The organism is Pseudomonas shahriarae (assembly GCF_014268455.2).
Lineage (GTDB): Bacteria > Pseudomonadota > Gammaproteobacteria > Pseudomonadales > Pseudomonadaceae > Aquipseudomonas > Aquipseudomonas shahriarae.
Map to the genome: position 1 here is coordinate 2,289,322 of NZ_CP077085.1, position 25,127 is coordinate 2,314,448.

A 25,127-nucleotide genomic window follows, 5' to 3' on the forward strand; every position below is an offset into this window, starting at 1 on the left:
GCGCGCCCATGCCCTCTATCCCCGATTTCCCCGTAAGCCGATTTCAGGCAGGAACCCCTCATGATGGACGCCTTCGAACTTCCCCGCACCCTGGTCCAGTCTCTCCAGCGCCGCGCCGCGCAGACCCCGGACCAGGTGGCCCTGCGCTTTCTGGCTGAGTCTGCCGCCGAGACCGTGGTGCTCAGCTACCGTGACCTGGACCTGCGCGCCCGCACCATCGCTGCCGCCTTGCAGGCCTCGGCCGGGCTAGGTGAGCGTGCGGTGCTGCTGTTCCCCAGCGGCCCGGATTATGTCGCGGCGTTCTTTGGCTGCCTGTACGCGGGGGTGATCGCGGTGCCGGCCTATCCGCCGGAGTCTACTCGCCGGCATCACCAGGAGCGGTTGCTGTCGATCATCGCCGATGCCGAGCCCAAGCTGTTGCTGACCAGCAGTGGTTTGCGCGACGCCCTGGGGCAGATCGAGCAAGCGCCGCCCTTGCTCTGTGTGGATGAACTGCACAGCGAAATCGCCGCCGGCTGGGTCGCGCCAAACCTGCAGGACGACGATATCGCCTTCCTGCAATACACCTCCGGCTCCACCGCCTTGCCCAAAGGTGTGCAAGTCAGCCACGGCAACCTGGTGGCTAACGAATTGCTGATCCGTCGCGGCTTTGGCATCGACCTCAACCCCGATGACGTGATTGTCAGCTGGCTGCCGCTGTACCACGACATGGGTTTGATCGGCGGCCTGTTGCAACCGATCTTCAGCGGCGTGCCCTGCGTGTTGATGTCGCCAGCGTACTTCCTTGGCCGCCCGTTGCGCTGGCTGGAAGCGATCAGCCAATACCGCGGAACCATCAGCGGTGGCCCGGACTTCGCCTACCGCCTGTGCAGCGAGCGGGTCAGCGACTCGGCCCTTGAGCGCCTGGACCTGAGCCATTGGCGCGTGGCCTATTCCGGTTCCGAGCCGATCCGTCTCGACACCCTGGAGCGCTTCGCCGAGAAGTTCGCCCCGTGCGGTTTTACCCCGAACAACTTCTTCGCCTCCTATGGCTTGGCCGAAGCGACCCTGTTTGTCGCCGGCGGCACCCGTGGCCAGGGCATCCCGGCGTTGCGCCTGGACGAACAGGCGCTGGCCGCCAACCGTGCCGAACCAGGGCAGGGCACCGCGATCATGAGCTGTGGCACGAGCCAGCCCGAGCACGCGGTGCTGATCGTCGAGCCGCAGACTCTCGCCGAGCTGGACGACAACTGCGTCGGCGAGATCTGGGCCACCGGCCCGAGCATTGCCCACGGCTACTGGCGCAACCCCGAAGCCACCGCCAAGACGTTTGTACAGCACGCCGGTCGCACCTGGTTGCGCACCGGTGACCTGGGCTTTATCCGCGACGGCGAGGTGTTTATCACCGGGCGCCTGAAAGACCTGCTGATCGTGCGCGGGCACAACCTGTACCCGCAGGACATCGAGCAAACCGTCGAGCGCGAAGTGGAAGTGGTGCGCAAGGGGCGTGTCGCGGCATTTGCGGTGAATGACCAGGGCCTGGAAGGCATCGGCATCGCCGCAGAAATCAGCCGCAGCGTGCAGAAAATCCTGCCGCCGGAAGCCCTGATCAAAGCCATTCGCCAGGCAGTGGCCGAGGCCTATCAAGAAGCGCCCTGCGTGGTGGTGCTGCTCAACCCCGGCGCGTTGCCGAAAACCTCCAGTGGCAAGGTCCAGCGTTCGGCCTGCCGCACCCGCCTGGCCGATGGCAGCCTCGACAGCTACGCGCAGTTCCCCGATCAGCGCGCGCAGGCGGGCGATGGGGCACTGGCGTCAGACCTGCAACAGCAGATCGCCGCGATCTGGTGCGAACAGTTGCAGGTGGCGCAAGTGGCTGGCGATGATCACTTCTTCTTGCTCGGCGGCAACTCCATCAGCGCCACCCAAGTGGTTGCCCGCCTGCGCGAAACCCTGGGCCTGGAACTCAATCTGCGCCTGCTGTTCGAGGCGCCGGTGCTGGCCGAATTCGCCGCCAGTGTCGGCCAATTGCAGGCGGACGGGGGCGTGGCCCAGGGCGCAATCAGCGCTTTGTCACGCCAGCAGGATATGCCGCAATCCCTGGCGCAAAATCGCCTGTGGATCACCTGGCAACTGGACCCGCAGAGCAGTGCCTACACCATCCCCGGTGCCCTGCGCCTGCGCGGCGAGCTGGATGAAGACGCGCTGCACGCAAGCTTCGCGCAACTGATCCAGCGCCACGAAGCGCTGCGTACGCGGTTCTATGAGCGCGACGGCCAGGGCTACCAGCGCGTGGATGCACAGCGTGAGTTTGCCGTGCAAGTCATCGACCTGCGCGACCTGCCGCTGGCCGAGCGTGAAGCCCGCGCCGCGCAGATCCGCGAGGACGAGGCACGCACCCAGTTCGATCTGGAGCAAGGCCCGTTGTTGTGGGTCACGCTGTTGCGCCTGGACGATGAAGATCACCAGTTGCTGGTGACCCTGCACCACATCATCGCCGATGGCTGGTCGCTGACTGTATTGATCGACGAGTTCTCGCGCCTCTACGCTGCTGCGTCCCAGGGCCAGCGCCTCGAGTTGCCGGCCCTGGCTGTACAGTACGCCGACTACGGCAGTTGGCAGCGCCAATGGCTGGCCGCAGGCGAGGGCCAGCGCCAGTTGGCCTACTGGCAGCAGCAACTGGGTGACGAACATCCCATCTTGAGCCTGGCCACCGACCACCCGCGCTCGGCCCAGCAACGGCGCAGCGCTTCACGCTACAGCGTGCGCCTGGACGCCAGCCTGGGCGAAGCGATCCGCCAGACCGCCCAAGCGCACCAGGCCACGCCGTTCATGCTGTTGCTGGCGGCGTTCCAGAGCCTGCTGTACCGCTACAGCGGCCAGCGCGATATCCGCATCGGTGTGCCCAACGCCAACCGTACACGCCACGAAACCCAGGGCCTGATCGGCTTCTTTATCAATACCCTGGTGATGCGCGCCGAGGTGGATGCGCGCCTGCCCTTCAGCGAGCTGCTGGCGGCGACGCGCCTGGCCGCCACCGAGGCCCAGGCCCATCAGGACTTACCCTTCGAACAGCTGCTGGAAGCCTTCCCCCAAGCCCGGGAACAAGGCCTGTTCCAGGTCATGTTCAACCACCAGCAGCGTGACCTGAGTGCCTTGCGCCGCCTGCCGGGCCTGCTGGCCGAAGAGCTGCCGTGGCACAGCCGCGAAGCCAAGTTCGACCTGCAACTGCACAGCGAAGAAGACCGCAACGGGCGCCTGAGCCTGTCATTCGACTACGCTGACGAGCTGTTCGACGCCAGCACCATCGCGCGCCTGGCCACGCATTTGATCAACCTGTTGCAAGCGGCCTGTGCGCAACCGCACCAAGCGGTGGGCGACCTTGCGCTGCTGCAGGCCGACGAGCACACCGAGCAATGCAACTGGAGCGAGGCCCCGTGCGCCCCGGCGCAGCGCCTGGTGCCGGAACAACTCAACCAACACAGCGACGAGCGCACCGCCCTGGTCTGGCAGGGCGCCAGCCTGACCTTCGCCCAACTGCACACCCAGGCCAACCGCCTGGCCCATTACCTGCGCGACAAAGGCGTCGGCCCGGACGTGTGCGTGGCGATTGCCGCCGAGCGTTCGCCGCAACTGCTGATCGGCTTACTGGCGATCCTCAAGGCCGGCGGCGCCTATGTGCCACTGGACCCGGACTATCCCGCCGACCGCCTGGCCTACATGCTGGCCGACAGTGGCGTGCAATTGTTGCTGACCCAGACCCATCTGCTGCAACAGCTGCCGGTGGCCGAGGGCGTTTCGGTGATCGCCATGGACAGCCTCAAGCTTGACAGCTGGCCGACCCAGGCGCCGGGCCTGCACTTGAATGCCGACAACCTCGCCTATGTGATTTACACCTCCGGCTCCACCGGCCAGCCCAAGGGCGTGGGTAATACCCATGGCGCCCTGGCCGAGCGCTTGCAGTGGATGCAGGCCACTTACCAGCTGGATGAAAGCGATGTGCTGATGCAAAAGGCACCGATCAGTTTTGACGTGTCGGTGTGGGAGTGTTTCTGGCCACTGATCAGCGGTTGCCGCCTGGTACTGGCCGGCCCCGGCGAGCATCGCGACCCCCATCGCATTGCACAGTTGGTGCAGGAGCATGGCGTGACCACCCTGCATTTTGTGCCGCCGCTACTGCAGCTGTTTGTCGATGAACCGCTGGCGGCCGAATGCACCAGCCTGCGCCGGGTGTTTTCCGGGGGCGAAGCCTTGCCCGCCGAGTTGCGCAATCGGCTCCTCGCGCAATTGCCGGCGGTGCAGTTGCACAACCGTTATGGCCCGACCGAAACGGCAATCAACGTCACCCATTGGCACTGTCAGCGCACCGACGGCGAGCGCTCGCCGATTGGCCGGCCGTTGGGCAACGTGCTTTGCCGGGTGCTGGACGAGCAGTTCAACCTGCTGCCCGCAGGGGTGCCGGGTGAGCTGTGCATCGGCGGGATTGGCCTGGCCCGTGGTTATCTGGGGCGTGCCGGGCTGACCGCCGAACGTTTTGTCGCCGACCCACTGGGCGCGGCGGGCGCCCGTTTGTACCGCACCGGCGACCGCGTGCGCTGGACGGCTGATGGCGTGCTGGAGTACCTCGGGCGCCTGGATCAGCAGGTCAAGCTGCGCGGGTTTCGGGTCGAGCCGGAAGAAATCCAGGCGCGGCTGCTGGCCCAGGAGGGCATCGCCCAGGCGCTGGTGTTGATTCGCGAGACCGCCGGCGGTGCGCAGTTGATCGGTTACTACACGGCCAGCGGCGAGCTGGATGAGCTGGACGTGAAAGCCGCACTGGCCGCCGAGTTGCCGGAGTACATGGTGCCGGCGCAACTGATCCACCTCGACGTCATGCCCCTGAGCCCCAGCGGCAAAGTCGACCGCCGCGCCTTGCCGGAGCCGGTGTGGCAGGTGCGTGAGCATGTCGAGCCGCACACCGCCCTGGAACAGCAGATCGCCGCGATCTGGCGCACAGTGCTGGGCCTGCCGCGTGTCGGCCTGCGCGACGACTTCTTCGCCCTTGGCGGCCATTCACTGCTGGCCACGCAAATTATCTCCCGCACACGCCAGGCCTGTGATGTGGAGCTGCCCCTGCGTACCTTGTTCGAAGCCAGTGAGCTGGGCGCGTTTGCCGAACAGGTGCGCCTGATCCAGGCCAGCGGCCAACGCAACCAACAGAGCGCGATCGGCAAGGTGGATCGCCGCCAGCCGGTGCCGCTGTCCTATTCCCAGCAGCGCATGTGGTTCCTCTGGCAAATGGAGCCGGACAGCCCGGCCTATAACGTCGGTGGCATGGCGCGCTTGCGCGGGGTGCTGGATGTGGGGCGTTTCGAGGCGGCGTTGCAAGCCTTGATCATGCGCCACGAAGCCCTGCGCACCACCTTCCCGAGTGTCGATGGTGTGGCCCGGCAGAACGTCGCCGCGCAAAGCAGCGTGCGCATGAACTGGCAGGATTTCTCGGCGTTTACCGAAGCCGAGCGCCAACTGCGCGTGCAGCAATTGGCCGACCAGGAAGCCCACCGCCCGTTCAACCTGGAAACCGGACCGTTGCTGCACGCCTGTCTGGTCAAGGCCGGCGAGCAGGAACACTACCTGGTGCTGACCCTGCACCACATCGTCACCGAAGGCTGGGCCATGGACATCTTTGCCCGTGAACTCAGCGCGCTGTACGAAGCCTTTATCGACGAGCGCGAATCGCCCCTGGAACCGTTGCCGGTGCAGTACCTGGACTACAGCGTGTGGCAGCGCCAATGGCTGGAGGCCGGTGAACGCCAGCGCCAGCTCGACTACTGGACCACGCAATTGGGCAACGAGCATCCGCTGCTGGAATTGCCCAGCGACCGGCCACGCCCGGCGGTGCAAAGTCATCAGGGCGAGCTGTACCGTTTTGACCTTGGCGATGAACTCGCCGCCAAGGTGCGCGCCTTCAATGCCGAACATGGCCTGACCCTGTTCATGACCATGACTGCGACCCTGGCGACGCTGCTCTACCGCTACAGCGGCCAGACCGACCTGCGCATCGGTGCGCCGGTGGCCAACCGCATCCGCCCGGAAAGCGAAGGGCTGATCGGCGCGTTCCTCAACACCCAGGTGCTGCGTTGCCAGCTCGACGGGCAGATGCGCGTTGCTGAGCTGTTTGAGCACGTGCGCCACACCGTAATCGAAGGCCAGTCCCATCAGGACCTGCCGTTCGACCACTTGGTGGAAGCCCTGCAGCCGCCGCGCAGTGCTGCGTATAACCCGCTGTTCCAGGTGATGTGCAACGTGCAGCGCTGGGAATTCCAGCAAAGCCGGCAGCTGGCCGGGATGACCGTCGAGTACCTGGCCAACGATGCGCGTGCCACCAAGTTCGACCTCAACCTGGAAGTCACCGACCTCGATCATCGCCTGGGTTGCTGCCTGACCTACAGCACCGACTTGTTCGACGAGCCGCGCATTGCGCGCATGGCCACCCATTGGCGCAACCTGCTGGAGGCGCTGATCGCCGATCCGCAACAGCGCTTGAGCGAGTTGGCGATGCTCCAGGCACATGAGCAACGCGCCCTGCAAGACGGCCTCGGTATCGAGGCCGGCGAGCACCGTCTCGACCAGTGCATCCATTCGCTGTTCAGCGCCCAGGTGCAGGCCCGTGCGGATGCGCCCGCGCTGACCTTCGCCGGGCAAACCCTGAGTTACCGCGAGCTGGACAGCCGCGCCAACCGCCTGGCCTGGATGCTGCGCGAGCGTGGGGTGGGCCCACAGGTGCGGGTCGGCCTGGCGCTGCCACGCTCACTGGAAATGGTCATCGGCCTGCTGGCGATCCTCAAGGCCGGTGGCGCCTATGTGCCGTTGGACCCGGAATACCCGCTGGACCGTCTGCACTACATGATCGAAGACAGCGGCATCGGCCTGTTGCTCAGCGATGCGGCGATGTTCGACGCCCTTGGTGAGTTACCCGCCAGCGTCAGTTGCTGGTGCCTGGAAGATGACTTGCCGGTGCTCGCCAACTACCCGGCCAGTGACCTGCCGGCGATCAGCCTGGCGCAGCATCAGGCGTACCTGATCTACACCTCCGGCTCCACCGGCAAGCCCAAGGGGGTGTTGGTGTCCCACGGTGAAATCGCCATGCATTGCCAGGCGGTGATCGAGCGCTTTGGCATGCGCCCCGACGATTGCGAGCTGCACTTCTATTCGATCAATTTCGACGCCGCCACCGAGCGCCTGCTGGTGCCGCTGCTCAGTGGTGCGCAGGTGGTGTTGCGCGCCCAGGGGCAATGGGATGCCGAAGAAATCTGCGGGCTGATCCGTGAGCATCGGATCAATATCCTCGGCTTCACCCCTAGCTATGGCAGCCAGTTGGCGCAATGGCTGGCCACGCAAAACCAGACCCTGCCGGTGCGTATGTGCATCACTGGCGGCGAGGCGCTGACTGGCGAGCACCTGCAGCGCATCCGCGCAGCGTTCCAGCCGGCGCTGTTCTTCAATGCCTATGGGCCGACCGAAACGGTGGTCATGCCCCTGGCCAGCCTGGCCCCTGAGGTGTTGGAGGAGGGCGCCGGCAGCGTGCCGATCGGCAGCATCATCGGCGCGCGGGTCGCCTATATTCTGGATGCCGACCTGGCGCTGGTGCCCCAAGGCGCGACTGGCGAGCTGTACGTGGGCGGTGCCGGCCTGGCCCAGGGTTATCACCAGCGTGCGGGCATGACCGCCGAACGTTTTGTGGCCGACCCGTATGCCGATGGCGGGCGGCTCTATCGTACCGGCGACCTGGTGCGCCAGCGTGCCGATGGCCTGGTGGAGTACCTGGGGCGGATCGACCATCAGGTGAAAATCCGTGGTTTCCGTATCGAACTGGGCGAGATCGAAACCCGCCTGCTTGAGCATGAGGCGGTCCGCGAAGCGGTGGTCCTGGCCCTGGATGCGCCGAGTGGCAAGCAACTGGCGGCGTACCTGGTCAGCGATGCCCGCGATCACGCCGCCTTGCGCGAGGCGCTCAAGACCCACCTCAAGGCGCAACTGCCGGACTACATGGTGCCGGCGCACTTGATAGTGCTCGACAGCATGCCGCTGACCGCCAACGGCAAGCTCGACCGCCGCGCCTTGCCGCAACCGGACCCCGAGGCCAATCGGCAGCAGTACGTGGCGCCGAGCAATGCGCTGGAACTGAGCCTGGCCGCGATCTGGTGTGCGGTGCTCAATGTGCAGCAGGTCGGGCTGCACGATAACTTCTTCGAACTGGGTGGCGACTCGATCCTGTCGATCCAGGTGGTCAGCCGGGCGCGGCAGGCGGGGATTCACTTCAGCCCCCGCGACCTGTTCCAGCACCAGACCGTGCAGGCCCTGGCCGCAGTGGCCACGTGCAGTGAGCAGGTCACTGCCGAGCAAGGGCTGTTGACCGGCCCCTCGGGCATGACGCCGATCCAGCACTGGTTCTTCGACAGTGAGATCCCGGCGCGTCAGCACTGGAACCAGGCCTTGGTACTGGCGCCGGTGCAGGCCCTGGACCCGCACCGCCTGGAACAGGCGCTGCTGGCCGTACTGGAACACCACGACGCCTTGCGCCTGAGCTTCACCCAGCGCGACGCGCAATGGCACGCCGAGCATCTGGCCGTGCCGGAAGGTGGCGTGTTGTGGCTGGCCCAGGTGGCGGATATGGCGCAGTGCGAGGCGCTGTTCGCCGATGCCCAGCGCAGCCTCGACCTGGAGCGCGGCCCGCTGCTGCGCGCCTTGCTGGTGGACGGGCCGCTCGGCCAGCAACGCTTGCTGATCGCCATCCATCACCTGGTGGTGGATGGCGTGTCCTGGCGCGTATTGCTCGAAGACCTGCAAAACGTCTATCGCCAATTGAGCGACGGCCAGGCCGTCAGCCTGCCGGCCAAGACCAGCGCCCTGCGCGACTGGGCCGCGCGTTTGCAGGCCTATGCCACTAGCGAATCCCTGCGTGAAGAACTGAGCCTGTGGCAGCAACAGTTGGCGGGCCCGCCGGTTGAACTGCCGGTGGACCGGGCGGACGGCAGCCTGCGCAACCGCGACGCCGAGACTGTCAGTGTGCGCCTGGATGCCGAGCGCACCCGGCAGTTGCTGCAACAGGCACCGAGCGCCTACCGCACCCAGGTCAACGACCTGTTGCTGACTGCACTGGCCCGCGTGCTGTGCCGTTGGAGCGGCCACGCATCGACCCTGATCCAGCTGGAAGGCCACGGCCGCGAAAGCCTGTTTGATGAGATCGACCTGACCCGCAGTGTCGGTTGGTTCACCAGCGCTTACCCGCTGCGCCTGACCCCGTTGGATATCGAGGAGGCCAGCGGCCAGGGCGCGTCGATCAAGGCGATCAAGGAGCAACTGCGCGCGGTGCCGCACAAAGGCCTGGGCTATGGCGTGCTGCGCTACCTGACCGACAGTACCTGTCGCCAGGCCATGGCGGCGTTGCCGAACGCCTCGATTACCTTCAACTACCTCGGGCAGTTCGACCAAAGCTTCGACAGCCAGGCGCTGTTCCACCCGCTGGACGTGTCTGCCGGCCCGGCCCATGACCCGGATGCGCCACTGCCCAACGCCTTGAGTGTGGACAGCCAGGTGTACGGCGGCGAACTGCTGCTGCGCTGGACCTTCAGCCGCGAGCGCCACGACCACCAGACCATCAGCGAGCTGGCCGAGGCCTACCTGGGCGAGTTGCAGAGCCTGATCGCCCATTGCCTGCGCGATGATGCCGGCGGCCTGACACCGTCCGACTTCCCCCTGGCGCACCTGACCCAGGTGCAACTGGACGCGTTGCCGGTGCCGGCCAGCGCCATCGAGGATGTATATCCGCTGACGCCCATGCAGGAAGGCCTGCTGTTGCATACCCTGCTGGAGCCGGGCACCGGCCTCTATTACATGCAGGACCGCTACCGCATCAACAGCGAGCTCAACCCCGAGCGCTTTGCCCTGGCCTGGAAAGCCGTGATCGCCCGGCATGAAGCCTTGCGTGCGTCGTTCTGCTGGAACGTCGGCGAAGCGATGTTGCAGGTGATCCACAAGCCCGGCAGCACGCCGATCGAATACCTGGACTGGACCGGCACCCCGGCCGAGCAACAGGAGCCGCGCCTGCAAGCGCTGCTCAAAAGCGAGCGCGAGGCCGGTTTCGATCTGCTCAATCAGGCGCCGTTCCACCTGCGCCTGATCCGCGTCGGCGAGGCCCGCTACTGGTTCATGATGAGCAACCACCACATCCTGATTGATGCCTGGTGCCGTTCGTTGTTGATGAATGATTTTTTCGATATCTACACCGCCCTGGGTGAAGGTCGAGAAGCACAACTGGCCGCGCCGCCACGCTATCGCGATTACATCGCCTGGCTGCAACGTCAGAACCTGGCGGAGGCGCGGCAGTGGTGGCAGCAGAACCTGCAAGGGTTTGAGCGCACCACGCCGATCCCCAGCGACCGGCCATTCCTGCGTGAACACGCCGGCCACAGTGGCGGCATGGTGGTGGGGGATTGCTATACCCGTCTGGATGCCCGTGACGGTGCGCAATTGCGCGAGCTGGCCCAGGCTTATCAACTGACCGTCAATACCTTCGCCCAGGCGGCGTGGGCCTTGGTGCTGCGGCGCTTGAGCGGCGAGCGTGACGTGTTGTTCGGCGTCACGGTGGCCGGGCGCCCGGTGGACATGCCGCACATGCAGCGCACGGTCGGCCTGTTTATCAACAGCATCGCCCTGCGGGTCAAGTTGCCCGAGGACGATCAGCCGTGCAGCGTGCGCCAGTGGTTGAGCGCCTTGCTCGACAGCAATATGCAGCTGCGCGAGTACGAATACCTGCCGCTGGTGACAATCCAGGAGCACAGCGAACTGCCCAAGGGCCAGCCGCTGTTCGACAGCCTGTTTGTATTTGAAAACGCTCCGGTGGAAGTCTCGGTACTGGACCGTGCGCAAAGCCTGAACGCCACCTCGGACTCGGGCCGTACCCACACCAACTTCCCGCTGACCGCCGTGTGTTACCCGGGGGATGACCTGGGCCTGCACCTGTCCTACGACCAGCGTTATTTCGATGAAAGCACCGTGCAGGGCATGCTTGCTGAGTTCAAGCGCCTGCTGCTGGCGCTGGTGCAGGGCTTCCATGGCGATATGGCCGACCTGCCGCTGATTGGCGAGCAGGAGCGTGAGTTCCTGGTGCACGCTTGCAACCAGAGCGCCCACGACTACCCGCTGCAAAGCAGCTACGTTGAACTGTTTGAAGCGCAGGTGGCGCAGCATGGGCAGCGCATTGCCGCCAGTTGCCTGGACCGGCAATGGAGCTATGCCGAGCTGAACCAGCACAGCAACCGCCTGGGCCATGCCCTGGTCGCGGCGGGTGTCGGCCTGGATCAGCCGGTGGCGCTGCTGGCCGAGCGCGGCCTGGAACTGCTGGGCATGATCATCGGCAGCTTCAAGGCCGGTGCCGGTTATTTGCCGCTGGATCCCGGCCTGCCGGCCCAGCGCCTGAGCCGGATCATCGACCTGAGCCGCACGCCGCTGCTGGTGTGCACGGCAGCCTGCCTTGAACAGGCGCAGGTGTTGCTCGAAGACTTTGCCTGCGGCGCGCGGCCGAAGCTGCTGGTGTGGGAGGAGTTGGCGGGCGCGGATAGCAATCCGGGGATCTACAGTGCCCCGGACAACCTCGCCTATGTGATCTACACCTCCGGCTCCACCGGGCTGCCCAAGGGCGTGATGGTCGAGCAGCGCGGCATGCTCAATAACCAGTTGAGCAAGGTGCCGTACCTGCAGTTGAGCGAGCAGGATGTGATCGCCCAGACCGCGTCGCAAAGCTTCGATATTTCGGTGTGGCAATTCCTCGCCGCGCCGTTGTTTGGCGCACGGGTGGACATTGTGCCCAACACCATTGCCCATGATCCGCAGGGCCTGCTGGCCCATGTCCAGGCCCAGGGCATCACGGTGCTGGAAAGCGTGCCGTCGCTGATCCAGGGCATGCTTGCCCAGGAGCGTATCAGCCTGCAGGGCCTGCGCTGGATGCTGCCGACGGGGGAGGCCATGCCGCCAGAGCTGGCGCACCAATGGCTGCTGCGTTACCCGGATATCGGCCTGGTCAACGCCTATGGCCCGGCGGAATGCTCGGATGACGTGGCGTTCTTTTGCGTCGACCTGGCCTCGACCCGTGGCACCTACCTGCCGATCGGCACGCCGACCGACAACAACCGTTTGTATCTGCTCGACGGCGCGCTGGAGTTGGTGCCGCAAGGGGCGGTGGGTGAGTTGTGTGTGGCGGGCACCGGGGTAGGGCGCGGGTACGTCAGCGACCCGCTGCGTACTGCGCAAGTGTTTGTGGCGGATCCATTTGGTGCGCCGGGAGAACGCCTGTATCGCACCGGCGACCTGGCGCGGCGGCGCAGCGATGGGGTGCTGGAGTACGTCGGGCGCATCGACCATCAGGTGAAGATCCGCGGTTACCGCATCGAACTCGGTGAAATCGAGGCGCGCCTGCACGAGCAGCCCGAGGTGCGCGACGCGGCGGTGGGTGTGCAGGAGGGCGTGAATGGCAAGCACTTGGTGGGTTACCTGGTGGCGAGCGATGCCAGCCTTAACCCTGGCGAACGCCTGGACCGCATCAAGCAGCGCCTGCGCAGCGAACTGCCGGAGTACATGGTGCCGTTGCACTGGCTGTGGCTGGAGCGCCTGCCGTTGAATGCCAACGGCAAGCTCGACCGCAAGGCCTTGCCGGCTCTGGAGATCGGTCAGTTGCACAGCCAGGATTACCTGGCGCCGCGCAGCGAGCTGGAGCAGACCCTGGCCACAATCTGGGCCGAGGTGCTGAAGGTCGAGCAGGTGGGCGTGCTGGATAACTTCTTCGAGCTGGGCGGGCATTCGTTGCTGGCCACGCAAATCGCCTCGCGGGTGCAAAAGAGCCTGCAACGGGATGTGCCGCTGCGGGCGATGTTCGAATGCAGCACGGTAGCGGAGTTGGCGACGTACATCGAGGGCTTGGCGGCCAGTGACATCAGTGCCGGCACGGTGGACCGCCTGAGCGATTTGATGGCGGAGCTGGAGGGGCTTTGAGTCGGCGAACGGGCCGCCACACAGGCGGCACGCCATTGGTCGGTTTTGCACATTTTTGGGGTGCGAACTGTCAATTCTGACAGTAGGCAAACCTCCTGTTTCCGGGGCTAGATACCTGCAGATTTGGGCCTGCCCAGCAGGCTTGCTGGTTATCTTTCCCAGACAGGAGGTCGCATCATGGTCAAAAAAACCACCCCCCAAAGCCCACCGTTGGCGGCTACCCAGGCACCTGCCGAGGTTGCTGTCGAATTGCCCTATCCGCAGATTCGCTACGCCGTCAATAACAACACCCTGGACCCCATCAAGGCGAAAAACGGCACTGTCGCGACCGTCGCTTTTACGGGGATGGGCACGGGTCCTATCACCTTGTACTGGGCGATCAAGGGCCAGGACGAGCCGGTGTTTGAACCTGTTGTGCAACCGGGCAGTACCAGCGGCAGTATTGATATTCAGGTTCCCTGGCAATCGGTCAGCACCAGCATTGGGCATACGGTTTTGGTCTGGTACACCGCGCGGGTGGCGGGCCAGTTGAAGGAATCGCTGGTGCTGGAGTTGGAGGTCCAGCAGATCAGGGAGGCGGACCTCAAGGAGTCGCTGCCGAAGTTTGAGCATGCCCAGTATGTCCATAGCACCTGGCAACTGGATATGAAGACATTCAGGGGCGATGAGACCATCCGCCTTAACGCCTGGCCCATGATTCAGGCCGGGCAGCGCCTGTTTATCAATGTGGCCGGTGATCAGCACAAGCCGCCGTTCGCGTTTAGCTGGGTGGCGCGGGACCATGTGGTCATGGAGGCCGAAGCCCATGACGATCATGTCTTTGAGTTCAAGCTGTCACGGGGCTGGATGGCGCGACGGGAAGACTATTCGGCACTGACCCTTCATATCGCCGTGATCTTTGATGGCACCGATCCCAAGCCGCCGGTACCGGTCGATCCGATCTACGAAACCCGACTGCCCGAAAACGCCCACGAGTTTCATCCTCGCAACACGGCGCTGTTGTTTGTCGATACCTCCCTGCATTTGCAAGCCCCGACATTGGTCGAGGCGCAAGGCCAGGGCCAGGTTGATCCCCTCAAGTTGTTGGAGGGGGCCACGGTACGTGTTTGTTACGAGGATATGCAGAGCACGGACCATATTGCCCTGTGCTGGGAATCCACCTTCGGTGATTGCGCGCCGATTGCACCGCAGTATGGCGTAGAGGAGGGGTGCATCGACTTCCATGTGCCGCCGGAATACGTGGGCATGCGCCTGGATAACTTCGCGCATTTCTCCTATACCGTGACCCGGGATGGGGAGCCGTACACGTCGCCTGAAGGTGTGGTCAGGATCCCACTGCCGGCCAACCTGCCCCAGCCGCAGATTTTCGAAGCGCCGTTCAACACCCTGGACCTTGGAGGGATGTGCTGTGATGACCCGGTGACTGTTCATGTCGCGCCTTGGCCGTTTATCGGCACCAGCCAGGTTATTCAGTTGTTTATCGGTGGTGTTTACCCGGATGGCTCGAAAGCCCGGCTGCTCCCTTTTGATGACGCGCCGATTACTGAAGAAGACGTGCGTAGCGGTTGGACCAGAACCTTGTCTCGGGCCCAACTGGCGGCGCTCAAACATGACAGCCAGTTGTATGTTCTCTTTAGTGTCGAGTTTCTTCCGCGTAAGGATTCAAGGCCGGTCTACAGGTCTTTTCCTTCACTGCTGGTGAATCTGCTCACCGAGCCCCACTTGGAGTTGACGGCCCCCCATCTCGTCGAGTCCGTAGACTGCGGCGCCGACGGCTGGCTACTCAACCCGGTGAACACGGTGGAGGGCGCGCATCTTCAGGTAGCGTACGGGCATATGTGTCCGGGGGATTGGGTGTGCCCGACGTTTACCGGCACACCAGGGCTCGGTTCGCCGGCGCTGGAGTGTCGTACTGTCGGTGTAGATGAGCGAAACATGGTGTTCCCGATTCCGGCCTCTGCGATCAGCGCCAACCTGTGTCAGAAAATATCGGTTTCTTACAATGTGTCGCGTGCCTGCGGTGGCTCCTGGGAGTCGCCGGTGAAAGAGGTGCAGGTCCTGGATCTGAGCGGCCTGCCCTCGCCTGCGGTGGAACAGGCCACGGGCAGCACGTTGGACCTTAATACCTTTGGGGGCGATGCCACAGCGATGGTGGCTACCTGGTTCTATCTGGCCCTGGGCCAACCTTGCTGGCTGTGGGTGACGGGTGAGTTGGAGGATGGCAGCCCCTACCGTTTTGAGGTGCTGGAAGGTCAGGCGGTAACCGAGGAATGGCTGGCCGGTGGCGTCACCGCGGCACTGGCGCGCAACGAACTGCAAAAACTGGCGGATTGCAGTGCCTTTGAAGTGCATTTCGCGGTGAACTTCAATGGCGAGTCCGATAAGGCCAGCGCCAAGGAATTTGCATCGCTGACCCTCGAAATTGCCCAGGAGGACCTGGTACTCGAAGCGCCCAAGGTGCGCGAAGCGGTAGGCTCGCAGCTCACGGTATACAACGGCCGCGATGGCGTGACGGTGCGAGTGGCCTATGACCTGATCAGCCCCGGCCATGCAATCAGCGTGTGCTGGAAACGCGCAGACGGTACCTGCCTGCCGCTGACCTCGAAGCCTGGCAGCAATGACCCGGATTACGTGGATTTCCATATCCCCCGGGAGGCGGTGATTCGTGGGATTGGCAAGACGGTGAAGATCAACTACACCGTTACCAGCCTGTGCAAAGTGGCGACTTCCCCGGATTTCGATCTGCAAATCAGTGTGCCGGTACGTTTGCCAGCGCCGGTGGTGCCGCAGGCAACCAACAATATTCTGGACTTGCGCACCTTTAATGGGAACGCGGATATCACCGTTGAACCCTGGTGGTTTATCTTGCCGGACCAGAAAGTATGGTTGCGGGGCGTCGGTACCCAAAAGAATGGCAACCCTTATACGATCAACGTTTACTTGGGGCAGGGGGTGACAGCAGGTGAAGCGAGTACAGGTTTGAAAAAGGCGCTACAGCGTTTCGAACTTGAGCTCTTGAAGGACCTCAGCCGCCTGATGTTTACCTGTAAGGTGACCGCCGATGGCAGTACCCATGAAAGTGAAGCGCTGGCGTTTCCGATTCTGGAGCTGATTATCCGGGCCAATTTCTTAACCGATTTTGATGATTTTGAGAGTTATCCGAACCAGGAGTATCTGGGGGCAGGGACTATCATCAATACGCGCTTATTGGATTTTGAATTACCAGCCTCATCTCCCCCTGGAATTGGGCTTCATCCAGTCAGAACTGCCGGAGAACTGGTGCCGGGAATGATTGAGGGCAAGGCATTGGCAGTGCGCTGCGGTAGCGCTAATACAATGCAGCTATCACGTCTGAAGTTTAAGTTCAGATGCGCGCGGGTGAGATTCGGTTATGCAAATACCGGCACCGATATCGCGACGTTCAGGTTCTTTGGTGAAAATAATCAGCTACTTGGGACACGTGAGGCAGCGACTAGGACCTGGGTCGATTTCGAGGCTGAAAACGGAGCAAAAATAGTCCGTATTGACGTTTTGTGTCTGGTGCATGGAGCGATTGATTCGCTAACCATCTGGCATGGTGGCGAGACTTATCGTCATTGAGCTAATGCCCGCCCTGCAGAAAAGGGGTGAGCAAACGCTCGGGTTCGGCCGTTAGGTATTGGACCAACGAGATACAAGAATGCCCGCTTTGTGCGGGCATTCTTGTTAGTGGCGTGTGGTTAATCCGAGTCACTTGGGCCCGAGGATTTTCCCCAACTTATCCGGCGACGGCGCCCCCTGCTGTTGCTGCAACTGGCCCTTGTCATCCAGATAGAAAATCGCCGGCGTGGCCGACAACTCCAACTCCTCCATCAACTTCATATTGGCATCGAGCTTGGCCTGGATCTGGGCCGGAATCTTGGTCAGGGCCTTGAGCTTGCTGGCTTTGCCGGCAGACTCATGTTCTTCCAGGGCCTGGGCTGTGTCCTTGCTTGCCAGCAGCGCCGCCGATTTGCCCGGGCTGTCTTCGCGAATAATCCCGACCATGATGTGGCGCAACTGTACCTTGCCCGCCTTGACCCAGGGCCGTGCCTGTTCCCAGAACATGTTGCAGTACGGGCAGTTGGGGTCGCTGAACAGGTAGACGGTGCGCGGCGCGTTTTTATCGCCGTCCTGGATCCAGCTGCTCTGTTCCATCTTGGCCCAGATTTCCTTGGCCATTGGGGCGTAGACCAGCTTTTCCAGGGGTGCGGTGCTCAGGTCATTGCCCTTGGCGTCATACAGATTGCCGGCGATCACGTGTTGGCCGTCGGCGGTCAGGTACAGCGCCATGCCGCGGTTCTGGTATTGCGCGGCATAGCCCTTGAGCCCGCCCGGCGCGTCGAAGCTGCCGATGATCTTGGCGCCCTTGGCTTCGATCTGTTTGATCGGCGCCGGCCATTCTTCGGCGTGGACGAGGCTGGCAGCCAGGGTCAGGGGCAGCAGGGTTAGCAGGTGGCGGAGGCGGGGCATAAGGGTTTCCTTGCAGGGGCCGTCTTGGCGGCAGTCTTGTCCATGGGGTCGAAATATTCCATGGCGCGGGCCAGGCTGGCCTGGGACAGTTCGCCCAGGTGGCTGTTGATCAGCCGGCCATCGGCTTGATAGAAGAGGGTGGTCGGCAGGGCCATGGAACCCACGGCCTGGCCCAGGCGGCCACTGGCGTCGAACAGCACGTTGTCCAGGTTCAGGCCCTGGGTAGCCAGGTAGGTGCTGACGCTTTGCATGCTTTCGGCCTGGTTGACGAACAGGAAGGTCACGTCCGGCCGCTGCTTCTGGGCGTTTTCCAGTACCGGCATTTCCCGCCGGCAGGGCGGGCACCAGGTGGCCCAGAGGTTGATCACCAGCGGGCCGCCCTGGTAGTCAGCCAGTTGCACGGTTTCGCCATCGGCATTGCGCAGGGCGATGTCCGGCAGGCGCGTACCTTTTTCGTAGATGTTCAACGAGAAACTGGCCAGTGCCCAGAAGGCCAGGCCGCTGACCACACCGGCGCTAAGCGGTTTGCGCAGGGCCGGGCGGCGCCAGCTCCACAGCAGGGCGGCGATGATCAGCACGATCACCCCAGGCCAGGCCAGGAAACCGCCGTCGCGCAGGTCGACGATCTGCAACGGGTCGTCGCGGTAGTACGACCAGTACATCAAGACAAAGCCGATACGCGCACTGAGCATGCCCAGCAGGAACAGGCTGAACAGCACCGATTCGGGGTTCTCGCCGCCCCGCTTGGCCACGCGCCAGCCCACGACTGTGGCGAGGGTCAGCGCACTGATCAGCAGCAGATGGTTCAAGGCAATGGCAAAGGTGCCGATGGTCAAGGTCAGCATCAGAGTGCTTCCCGGGTCTGGGTCCAGCGTTGCAGGAAGGCTGCGGCATCCACTTCGCCGGTGATGCGTTGGGCGCGGCGCTCTGCACCGTCGGGGCCGATCCAGACGAAGCTCGGTGGGCCAGGGACTTTGTAGCGACCCAGCAACTCACGGCTGGCGGCGTTGTCGGCGGTGACGTCCAGGCGCAGCAGGCGCACGTCCTTCAGGGCGTCCATCACTTCGGGTTTGCCGAACACCTGTTTTTCCATGATTTTGCACGACACACACCAGTCGGCGTAGTAGTCCAGCAGCACCCATTGGCCCTGGGCCTTGGCGCTGTCGAGCTGGGCTTGCAGGGCTACCGGGTCGTTGAGGGTGATAAAGCTGTCATGGGCAGTCGGCGCGCCGGCCACCGTCGAGCCACCGAAGACCTTGAGCGGCTGCCACAGGTCGTCGCTGCCACCGGCGGCGCCGATCACCAGGATCGCGCCCCACAGCCCCAGGACCAGGGAGCCGGCACCCAGTGCCTTGGCGATCAGCCCGTACTCACGGGCCAGGCTCCAGCCGCAGTAGGCCATGACCAGCGCCAGTACACCCCACAGGCCGAGCCACAGGCTTTCGTCGACGACCGGGCGAATCATCAACACGGCGGTCGCGAGGAACAGGAAGCCAAACACGCCCTTCAGCACGTTCATCCAGGTGCCCGGCTTGGGCAGGAAGCGATTGCCCACGGTCACCAGCAATAGCAAGGGCACACCGATACCGATGCCCATGGCAAACAGGATCAGGCCGCCGTGCAGGGCATTGCCGCTTTGCGCGATATACAGCAGGGCGCCGGCCAGGGGCGCGGTCATGCACGGGCCCACCAGCAGGCCGGACAAGGCGCCGAGCACCCCGGCGCCGACCAGGCTGCCGCCGTTTTGCTGGCGGCTGGCGTTATCCAGGCGATCGCGCAGGAAGGCCGGCAGTTGCAGTTCAAAGAAGCCGAACATCGGCAGGGCGAGGATCACAAACAACCCGGCGAAACTGCCGAGGATCCACGGGGTTTGCAGCAGCGCGGCGAGGTTGCTGCCGGCCAGCGCGGCCAGCACGCCGAGGGCGGCATACACCAGGGCCATGCACACCACATAACTGCTGGCCAGGGCAAAACCACGGCGTGGGCTGGCACCGCTGCCTACCACCAGGCCAGCAAGGATTGGCAGCATCGGCAGCGAGCACGGGGCGAACGCCAGCAGCAGGCCCAGGCCGAAGAACACCAACAGGCTCCAGCCCAGGCTGCGTTGCTGCAGGCCACTGGCCAGGCTTTCATCCTGGGCCTCGGCGGTGGCGGCCACGGCGGGGTTACCACCCAGGTCCACGGTGAGCGATTGCGGTGGGTAGCACAGGCCGGCATCGGCACAGCCCTGCCAGCCCAGCTTGACCTTGCCGGTGGCACCGGCCGGAAGCTTCACTTCCAGACCCTGGCGGTACACCTGTTGCTCGCCGAAGAACTCGTCGCTATGGGCTTCGCCCTGGGGCAGCACGGGCTGTTCGGCCAGGCCTTCGAATTTCATGCGTTGCTGGTACAGGTAATAACCGTCGGCAATCTGCCAATACAGCTGGGTTTCACCGGAAGCCAGGCGCTCGGAGGTAAAGGTGAAGGCCTTGCCTACCGGGAGGAACTCGGCCTTGGTCTCGAACGGATTGTTGCCAGGCGCGGCCTGGGCCAATCCGGTGAACAACACCAACAGGAAGATAAACAGATGCCGCATGGTCAAGCCTTAGTTCGATGCAAGTGGGGCACACAATGTGGGGTGCTGATTAACCGATGATTAACCGGGCTATTCTAGAGTGTAGGGATTTTCGAGGCGCGCCTCTTTTGCCGGCATAATGCGCGCTTAATCCGCCCTCCTTTAAATCAGCATTTTTGCAAAGGGTTCAGCATGCACGTACTGGTCTGTGAAGACGATGACCTGATTGCCAGTGGCATCGTTGCCGGTCTCGGCGCCCAGGGCTTTACGGTCGAGCGCGTAGCCACGGCCGCAGCCGCGCGGGCGATGCTCAAGGCGGCGGAGTTTGACATCATGGTGCTCGACCTCGGCCTGCCGGATGAAGACGGCCTGAAACTGCTGCAACAACAGCGCAGTGCAGGCCTGGAGATTCCGGTGCTGATCCTCACCGCGCGGGATTCGGTGACCAATCGGGTCGACGGCCTGCAGGCCGGCGCCGACGATTACCTGCTCAAGCCCTTCGACTTGCGTGAACTGGCGGCCCGCCTGCAAACCCTGCTGCGCCGGGTGGCCGGGCGTAGCGTCAACCTGATCGAGCATGGCCGGCTGACCTACAACCCCAGCAGCCGGGAAACCCTGTTGGGCGGCCAATCGGTGGACTTGTCCCGCCGTGAACAGGCGTTGTTGCAGGCACTGCTGCACAACCGTGGCCGGGTGCTGTCCAGCGAGCAGCTCAAAGACAGCGTCTACGGCTTTAACGACGAGTTGGAAAGCAACGCCCTCAACGTGCATATCCACCACCTGCGCCGCAAATTGGGCAATGGCATTGTCGAGACCGTGCGTGGCCTGGGCTACCGCCTGGGCCCGGCGGACGGTGGAGAGGACGCTTCGTGATGAGTCTGCGTCTGCGCCTGACGTTCAAGCTGGGCGCCGCTTTTGTGCTGATCTGGGTGCTGGCAGCGACCTGGATGCTCAACGACCTGCGTAACCAGATGATGTTTTCCCTGGATCAGCGGCTGGTGGCGTCGGCGCGCATGGTGGCCGGGCTGATGGAGCAGATGCCCGGCCTGGCCAGTGTGGGCGAGGGCAAACGCTTTGGCGCCGAGCAATTGAATGTGCCGGGGGGCATGGCGTGCCAGGTCAGTTCGCTGCGTGGCGAAGTCCTGGCGCGCAGCCATACCACCCCGGATCAGGGCCTGGAATCCCGGCAGAGTGGCTTTCGCGACCAGATCATCGACGGCGCCGCCTGGCGCAGCTTTACCCTGGCCCGGGGCGATTTGTTTATCACCACCGCCGACCGCCAGGTGGAGCGCGAGGCGCTGAATATGTCGATCCTGCTGGCGGCCTCGGTGCCGGTGGGCGTGGCTCTGCTGGGCTGCCTGTGCCTGTTGTGGCTGGGGATCGGCCAGAGCCTGGTGCCACTCAACCGTATGCGCGATGCCTTGATGCGCCGCAGCGCCGACTCCCTCGAGCCCTTGCAGATTCACCCGTTGCCCAGCGAGCTCAAGCCGTTGCTCGACACTCAGAACCAGCTGTTGCAACGCATCGCCAAGGCCATTGAGCGCGAGCGCCGGCTGACGGGCGATGCCGCCCACGAACTGCGCAGCCCCCTTACGGCGATCAAGACCCACCTGCAAGTGGCACGCATGACCGACGGCGCGGCCCGCGACCAATCCCTGGCCCATGCCGAGGAGGGCGCCGACCGCCTGCATCGCACCCTTGAGCAATTGCTGCTGCTGGCGCGGGTCGAGGGCAGCCTGTCGTTTGATGACGGCTTGCAGTCCAGCGCCGAGCAGGTGGCGCGCCTGGCGATCCAGGACGCCAACGCCGGCGACAACCGGCGCATCGACCTGATCTTGCCGGACAACCTGCCCGATAATCCGGTGGAAATGCCCGTGGGCCTGGCGGTTGCCGCCTTGCGCAACCTGCTGGATAACGCCCTGAGCCATACCCCGGCCGATACGCGGGTGGAATTGAGTGTGTTTACCCAGGGCAATCAGGTGGTGTTCCGCGTGCGCGACCACGGCGCGCCGATCTCCAGCGAAGACCTGCAACATCTGACTCAACGTTTCTGGCGCAATGGCAACAGCGGTGGTTGTGGCCTGGGCCTGGCCATCGTGCAGGCGATTGTCCAGCGCTGTTCCTGTTCCCTGGCCTTCGACAGCCAGCCCGACGGCCTGCGGGTCGACCTGGGGATGCCGCTGCGACGCTGATCTTTCCTTGCACCCACATAACTACCGCCATCCTCAGGCCCGGTGCTTCAGGATGGCGTTAATTTTTGTGTTTGCAGGTTTGCCGGCTGAATGACTCAGCCTGTATTGAAAAGGACAGCGCCTATGTTGGTCATCGACTCCACTTACCCCGCCCAGGATTTTAATCAACGCAATGGCGAAGCCGTGCGCCAGTTGGTGGTGCATTACACCGCCGCGCCCTTCGCCTCTTCCCTGCGCACCCTGACGCAGCAGGGTGTCAGTGCCCATTACCTGCTGCCCGACCCCCTCGAGGCGGGTTATCGAGACGCCGGCTACGACGAGTTGCGGGTATTTCAACTGGTGGATGAACATCAGCGCGCCTGGCATGCGGGGGCCAGTCATTGGGCGGGCCGCGATAACGTCAACACGCGCTCTATCGGCATCGAGATCGTCAATCTGGCTCGCGACGATGGCGGGGTTTTTACCTTTCCTGCCTACGGGGCGGAGCAAATCGAGGTACTGATCGCGCTGATCCACGACATTTGCGCCCGTCATCCGCAGATCGGCGCCACCGATATCGTCGGCCATTCGGATGTGGCGTTCTGGCGCAAAAGTGACCCGGGTCCACGGCTGCCCTGGCACGGCTTGTTCGAGGCGGGCATTGGCGCCTGGTTCGATGAAGAGGTCAAAAACGCCTATGTGCGCCGCTTTCGCATGGGCTTGCCCCAGGAGGTGGAGATCGAACGGGCCTTTCAGCGCTACGGCTACGCCCCGGCACGAAACCGCCAGGCGTTCCAGCAACGGGTGCGTGCGTTCCAGATGCACTTCCGGCCAGCCGACTATCGTGGGCAACTGGATATCGACACCTGCGCGATTCTCTATGCGTTGAACGAAAGGTACAGCAGTGCCGGCGAGTGAGCCATTCGCCGTTTTTTCAACGACCCAGGTGTAAATCCTCACGCCGCTGAAGCGTTTCCAGAACAGGAAATCCGTGCGCATGCCCTTTGGGGGCCAGACGTCAACGGGTTGGCAGTTTGGTCACCATCATCCGCGTATTGAGGGATCTAGAGATGTCAGTCGCTACCAGTCGCATTGACGATTTGCAGGTGTCGGCCAGCCCGACGCCGGCGGAAACGCTTTACCAGTTCGATGAATCACCGCTGCTGGCCCGCCAGCGCCTGCAGGAGTCCAATGCCCGCAGTTACCCACGGCGTATCCCCCTGGCACTCAAGCGGGCCAAGGGCATTTATGTCGAGGACGTCGAGGGGCGAAGTTTTATCGACTGCCTGGCCGGGGCCGGTACGTTGGCCCTGGGGCATAACCACCCGGTGGTGATCGAGGCGATCCAGCAGGTGCTGCAGGACGAGTTGCCTCTGCATACCCTGGACTTGACCACGCCGGTCAAGGATCAGTTTGTGCAGGATCTGTTCGGCCTGCTGCCTGCGGAGCTGGCGCGGGAGGCGAAGATCCAGTTTTGCGGGCCCACCGGCACCGATGCGGTGGAAGCCGCGCTGAAGCTGGTACGCACCGCCACGGGGCGCAGCACGGTGTTGTCGTTCCAGGGCGGTTATCACGGCATGAGCCAGGGCGCGTTGAGCCTGATGGGCTGTCTGGGGCCGAAAAAGCCATTGGGTGCCTTGCTGGCCAACGGCGTGCAGTTCCTGCCATTCCCCTATGACTACCGGTGCCCGTTCGGCCTGGGTGGGGCAGAGGGGGTCAAGGTCAACCTGCATTACCTGGAAAACCTGCTCAACGACCCGGAGGCCGGCGTATTGCTACCGGCGGCGGTGATCGTCGAAGTGGTGCAGGGCGAGGGCGGCGTAATCCCGGCCGACCTCGACTGGCTGCGCGGCCTGCGGCGGATTACCGAGCAGGCCGGGGTGGCGCTGATCGTGGATGAGATCCAGAGCGGTTTCGGGCGCACCGGCAAGATGTTTGCCTTTGAACATGCCGGCATTGTTCCGGATGTGGTGGTGTTGTCCAAAGCCATTGGCGGCAGCCTGCCGCTGGCGGTGGTGGTCTATCGCGAGTGGCTCGACACCTGGCTGCCGGGCGCCCATGCCGGCACCTTCCGGGGCAATCAGATGGCCATGGCGGCGGGGTCGGCGGTGATGCGCTACCTCAAGGAGCACAACGTGGCCGACCACGCCGCCGCCATGGGTGAGCGCTTGAGTGAACATCTGCGCATCCTGCAGCGGGACTTTCCACAACTGGGGGATATCCGCGGGCGCGGCCTGATGCTGGGCGTGGAACTGGTGAACCCGAGCGGCACGCCGGATGTCCAGGGGCACCCGCCGGTCCATCGACAATTGGCGCCGCTGGTACAGCGCGAGTGCCTCAAGCGCGGGTTGATTCTGGAGCTGGGCGGGCGCCATGGCAGCGTGGTGCGTTTCCTGCCGCCGCTGGTCATCACCGGCGCAGAAATCGACCGCGTGGCAGAGATCTTCGGCCGGGCTTTGGCGGCGGCCGTGGCCAGCCTCTAATTTTCCTGCGCCGCTATACGTTCCTACATACATCAGCCACGCGCAGTGCGTGGCAGCCTTTGAGTGACGGAGAACCGCAATGACCTCAGTATTTGACCGCGAAGACATCCTGTTCCAGGTGGTGGTCAACCATGAAGAACAGTATTCCATCTGGCCCGACTACAAGGCCGTGCCAGAGGGCTGGCGCACCGTGGGTAAAAGCGGGATGAAGAAAGAGTGCCTGGCTTACATCGAAGAAGTCTGGACTGATATGCGCCCGCTGAGCTTGCGCCAGAAGATGGATGCGCAGGTTGTTGCTGGCTGAACACAAGCAAATGTGGGGGCGGGCTTGTCTGGGATGGGCTACACATCTCTTTAGTGATTCTTAGGTTTGTGTACATATCCGTTGCTGCGGTCATGGCGGCTATTGGTTCCGCCCTTACG

10 protein-coding genes are annotated in these 25,127 nt (G+C 63.7%); 7 read left to right on the forward strand and 3 right to left on the reverse strand.

The features are described 5' to 3' along the window. Positions 1 to 60: 60 nt before the first annotated feature. Positions 61 to 13,005 (forward strand): non-ribosomal peptide synthetase, encoded by a 12,945-nt coding sequence (locus HU773_RS10490; protein WP_186625769.1) that lies wholly within the window; start codon positions 61 to 63, stop codon positions 13,003 to 13,005. A 177-nt stretch (positions 13,006 to 13,182) separates the two neighbouring features. Next, complete coding sequence (locus tag HU773_RS10495; RefSeq protein ID WP_186625767.1) at positions 13,183 to 16,605, forward strand: hypothetical protein; 3,423 nt, start codon at positions 13,183 to 13,185, stop codon at positions 16,603 to 16,605. Between the two features lie 129 nt (positions 16,606 to 16,734). Here HU773_RS10495 and dsbG read toward each other — a convergent pair whose 3' ends face one another. Genes dsbG through dsbD form a run of 3 tightly spaced genes read right to left on the reverse strand, consistent with a single transcriptional unit; the run spans position 16,735 to position 20,071 of the window. Beyond that, on the reverse strand, positions 16,735 to 17,496 hold the full coding sequence (gene dsbG, locus HU773_RS10500; RefSeq protein ID WP_057439145.1) for a thiol:disulfide interchange protein DsbG: 762 nt from the start codon (positions 17,494 to 17,496) through the stop codon (positions 16,735 to 16,737). Continuing rightward, on the reverse strand, positions 17,472 to 18,341 hold the full coding sequence (locus HU773_RS10505) for a TlpA disulfide reductase family protein (RefSeq protein ID WP_186625766.1): 870 nt from the start codon (positions 18,339 to 18,341) through the stop codon (positions 17,472 to 17,474). The genes dsbG and HU773_RS10505 overlap by 25 nt, the downstream gene beginning before the upstream one ends. Then, complete coding sequence (gene dsbD / locus HU773_RS10510; RefSeq protein WP_057960213.1) at positions 18,341 to 20,071, reverse strand: protein-disulfide reductase DsbD; 1,731 nt, start codon at positions 20,069 to 20,071, stop codon at positions 18,341 to 18,343. Before dsbD ends, HU773_RS10505 begins: the two co-directional genes overlap by 1 nt. Positions 20,072 to 20,242: 171 nt before the next feature. Between dsbD and HU773_RS10515 the strand changes: the two genes are divergently transcribed. From HU773_RS10515 to HU773_RS10535, 5 genes are all read left to right on the forward strand, one after another. Next, a complete protein-coding gene (locus HU773_RS10515; RefSeq protein ID WP_057439143.1) occupies positions 20,243 to 20,923 on the forward strand; it encodes a response regulator in 681 nt (226 codons plus the stop codon). Continuing rightward, positions 20,923 to 22,242, forward strand: coding sequence for an ATP-binding protein (locus tag HU773_RS10520; RefSeq protein ID WP_057960212.1), 1,320 nt, complete (start codon positions 20,923 to 20,925; stop codon positions 22,240 to 22,242). Before HU773_RS10515 ends, HU773_RS10520 begins: the two co-directional genes overlap by 1 nt. Before the next feature lie 123 nt (positions 22,243 to 22,365). Continuing rightward, positions 22,366 to 23,139 carry an N-acetylmuramoyl-L-alanine amidase gene (locus HU773_RS10525; RefSeq protein ID WP_057439142.1) on the forward strand — a complete coding sequence of 258 codons (774 nt, stop codon included), beginning with the start codon at positions 22,366 to 22,368 and terminating at the stop codon, positions 23,137 to 23,139. 152 nt (positions 23,140 to 23,291) lie between these two features. After that, positions 23,292 to 24,704 carry an aspartate aminotransferase family protein gene (locus HU773_RS10530; RefSeq protein WP_169989328.1) on the forward strand — a complete coding sequence of 471 codons (1,413 nt, stop codon included), beginning with the start codon at positions 23,292 to 23,294 and terminating at the stop codon, positions 24,702 to 24,704. 79 nt (positions 24,705 to 24,783) lie between these two features. Beyond that, entirely contained in the window at positions 24,784 to 25,008 is a 225-nt protein-coding gene (locus tag HU773_RS10535; RefSeq protein ID WP_032862749.1) for an MbtH family protein, read from the forward strand. Positions 25,009 to 25,127 lie beyond the last annotated feature (119 nt).

Excerpts from the sequence above, each read along its gene's own strand:
- HU773_RS10520 (WP_057960212.1), top strand. The coding sequence starts at position 20,923 with ATGAGTCTGCGTCTGCGCCTGACGTTCAAGCTGGGCGCCGCTTTTGTG.
- HU773_RS10490 (WP_186625769.1), top strand. The coding sequence starts at position 61 with ATGATGGACGCCTTCGAACTTCCCCGCACCCTGGTCCAGTCTCTCCAG.
- HU773_RS10495 (WP_186625767.1), top strand. The coding sequence starts at position 13,183 with ATGGTCAAAAAAACCACCCCCCAAAGCCCACCGTTGGCGGCTACCCAG.
- HU773_RS10530 (WP_169989328.1), top strand. The coding sequence starts at position 23,292 with ATGTCAGTCGCTACCAGTCGCATTGACGATTTGCAGGTGTCGGCCAGC.
- HU773_RS10505 (WP_186625766.1), bottom strand. The coding sequence starts at position 18,341 with ATGCTGACCTTGACCATCGGCACCTTTGCCATTGCCTTGAACCATCTG.
- dsbD (WP_057960213.1), bottom strand. The coding sequence starts at position 20,071 with ATGCGGCATCTGTTTATCTTCCTGTTGGTGTTGTTCACCGGATTGGCC.
- HU773_RS10525 (WP_057439142.1), top strand. The coding sequence starts at position 22,366 with ATGTTGGTCATCGACTCCACTTACCCCGCCCAGGATTTTAATCAACGC.
- dsbG (WP_057439145.1), bottom strand. The coding sequence starts at position 17,496 with ATGCCCCGCCTCCGCCACCTGCTAACCCTGCTGCCCCTGACCCTGGCT.
- HU773_RS10515 (WP_057439143.1), top strand. The coding sequence starts at position 20,243 with ATGCACGTACTGGTCTGTGAAGACGATGACCTGATTGCCAGTGGCATC.
- HU773_RS10535 (WP_032862749.1), top strand. The coding sequence starts at position 24,784 with ATGACCTCAGTATTTGACCGCGAAGACATCCTGTTCCAGGTGGTGGTC.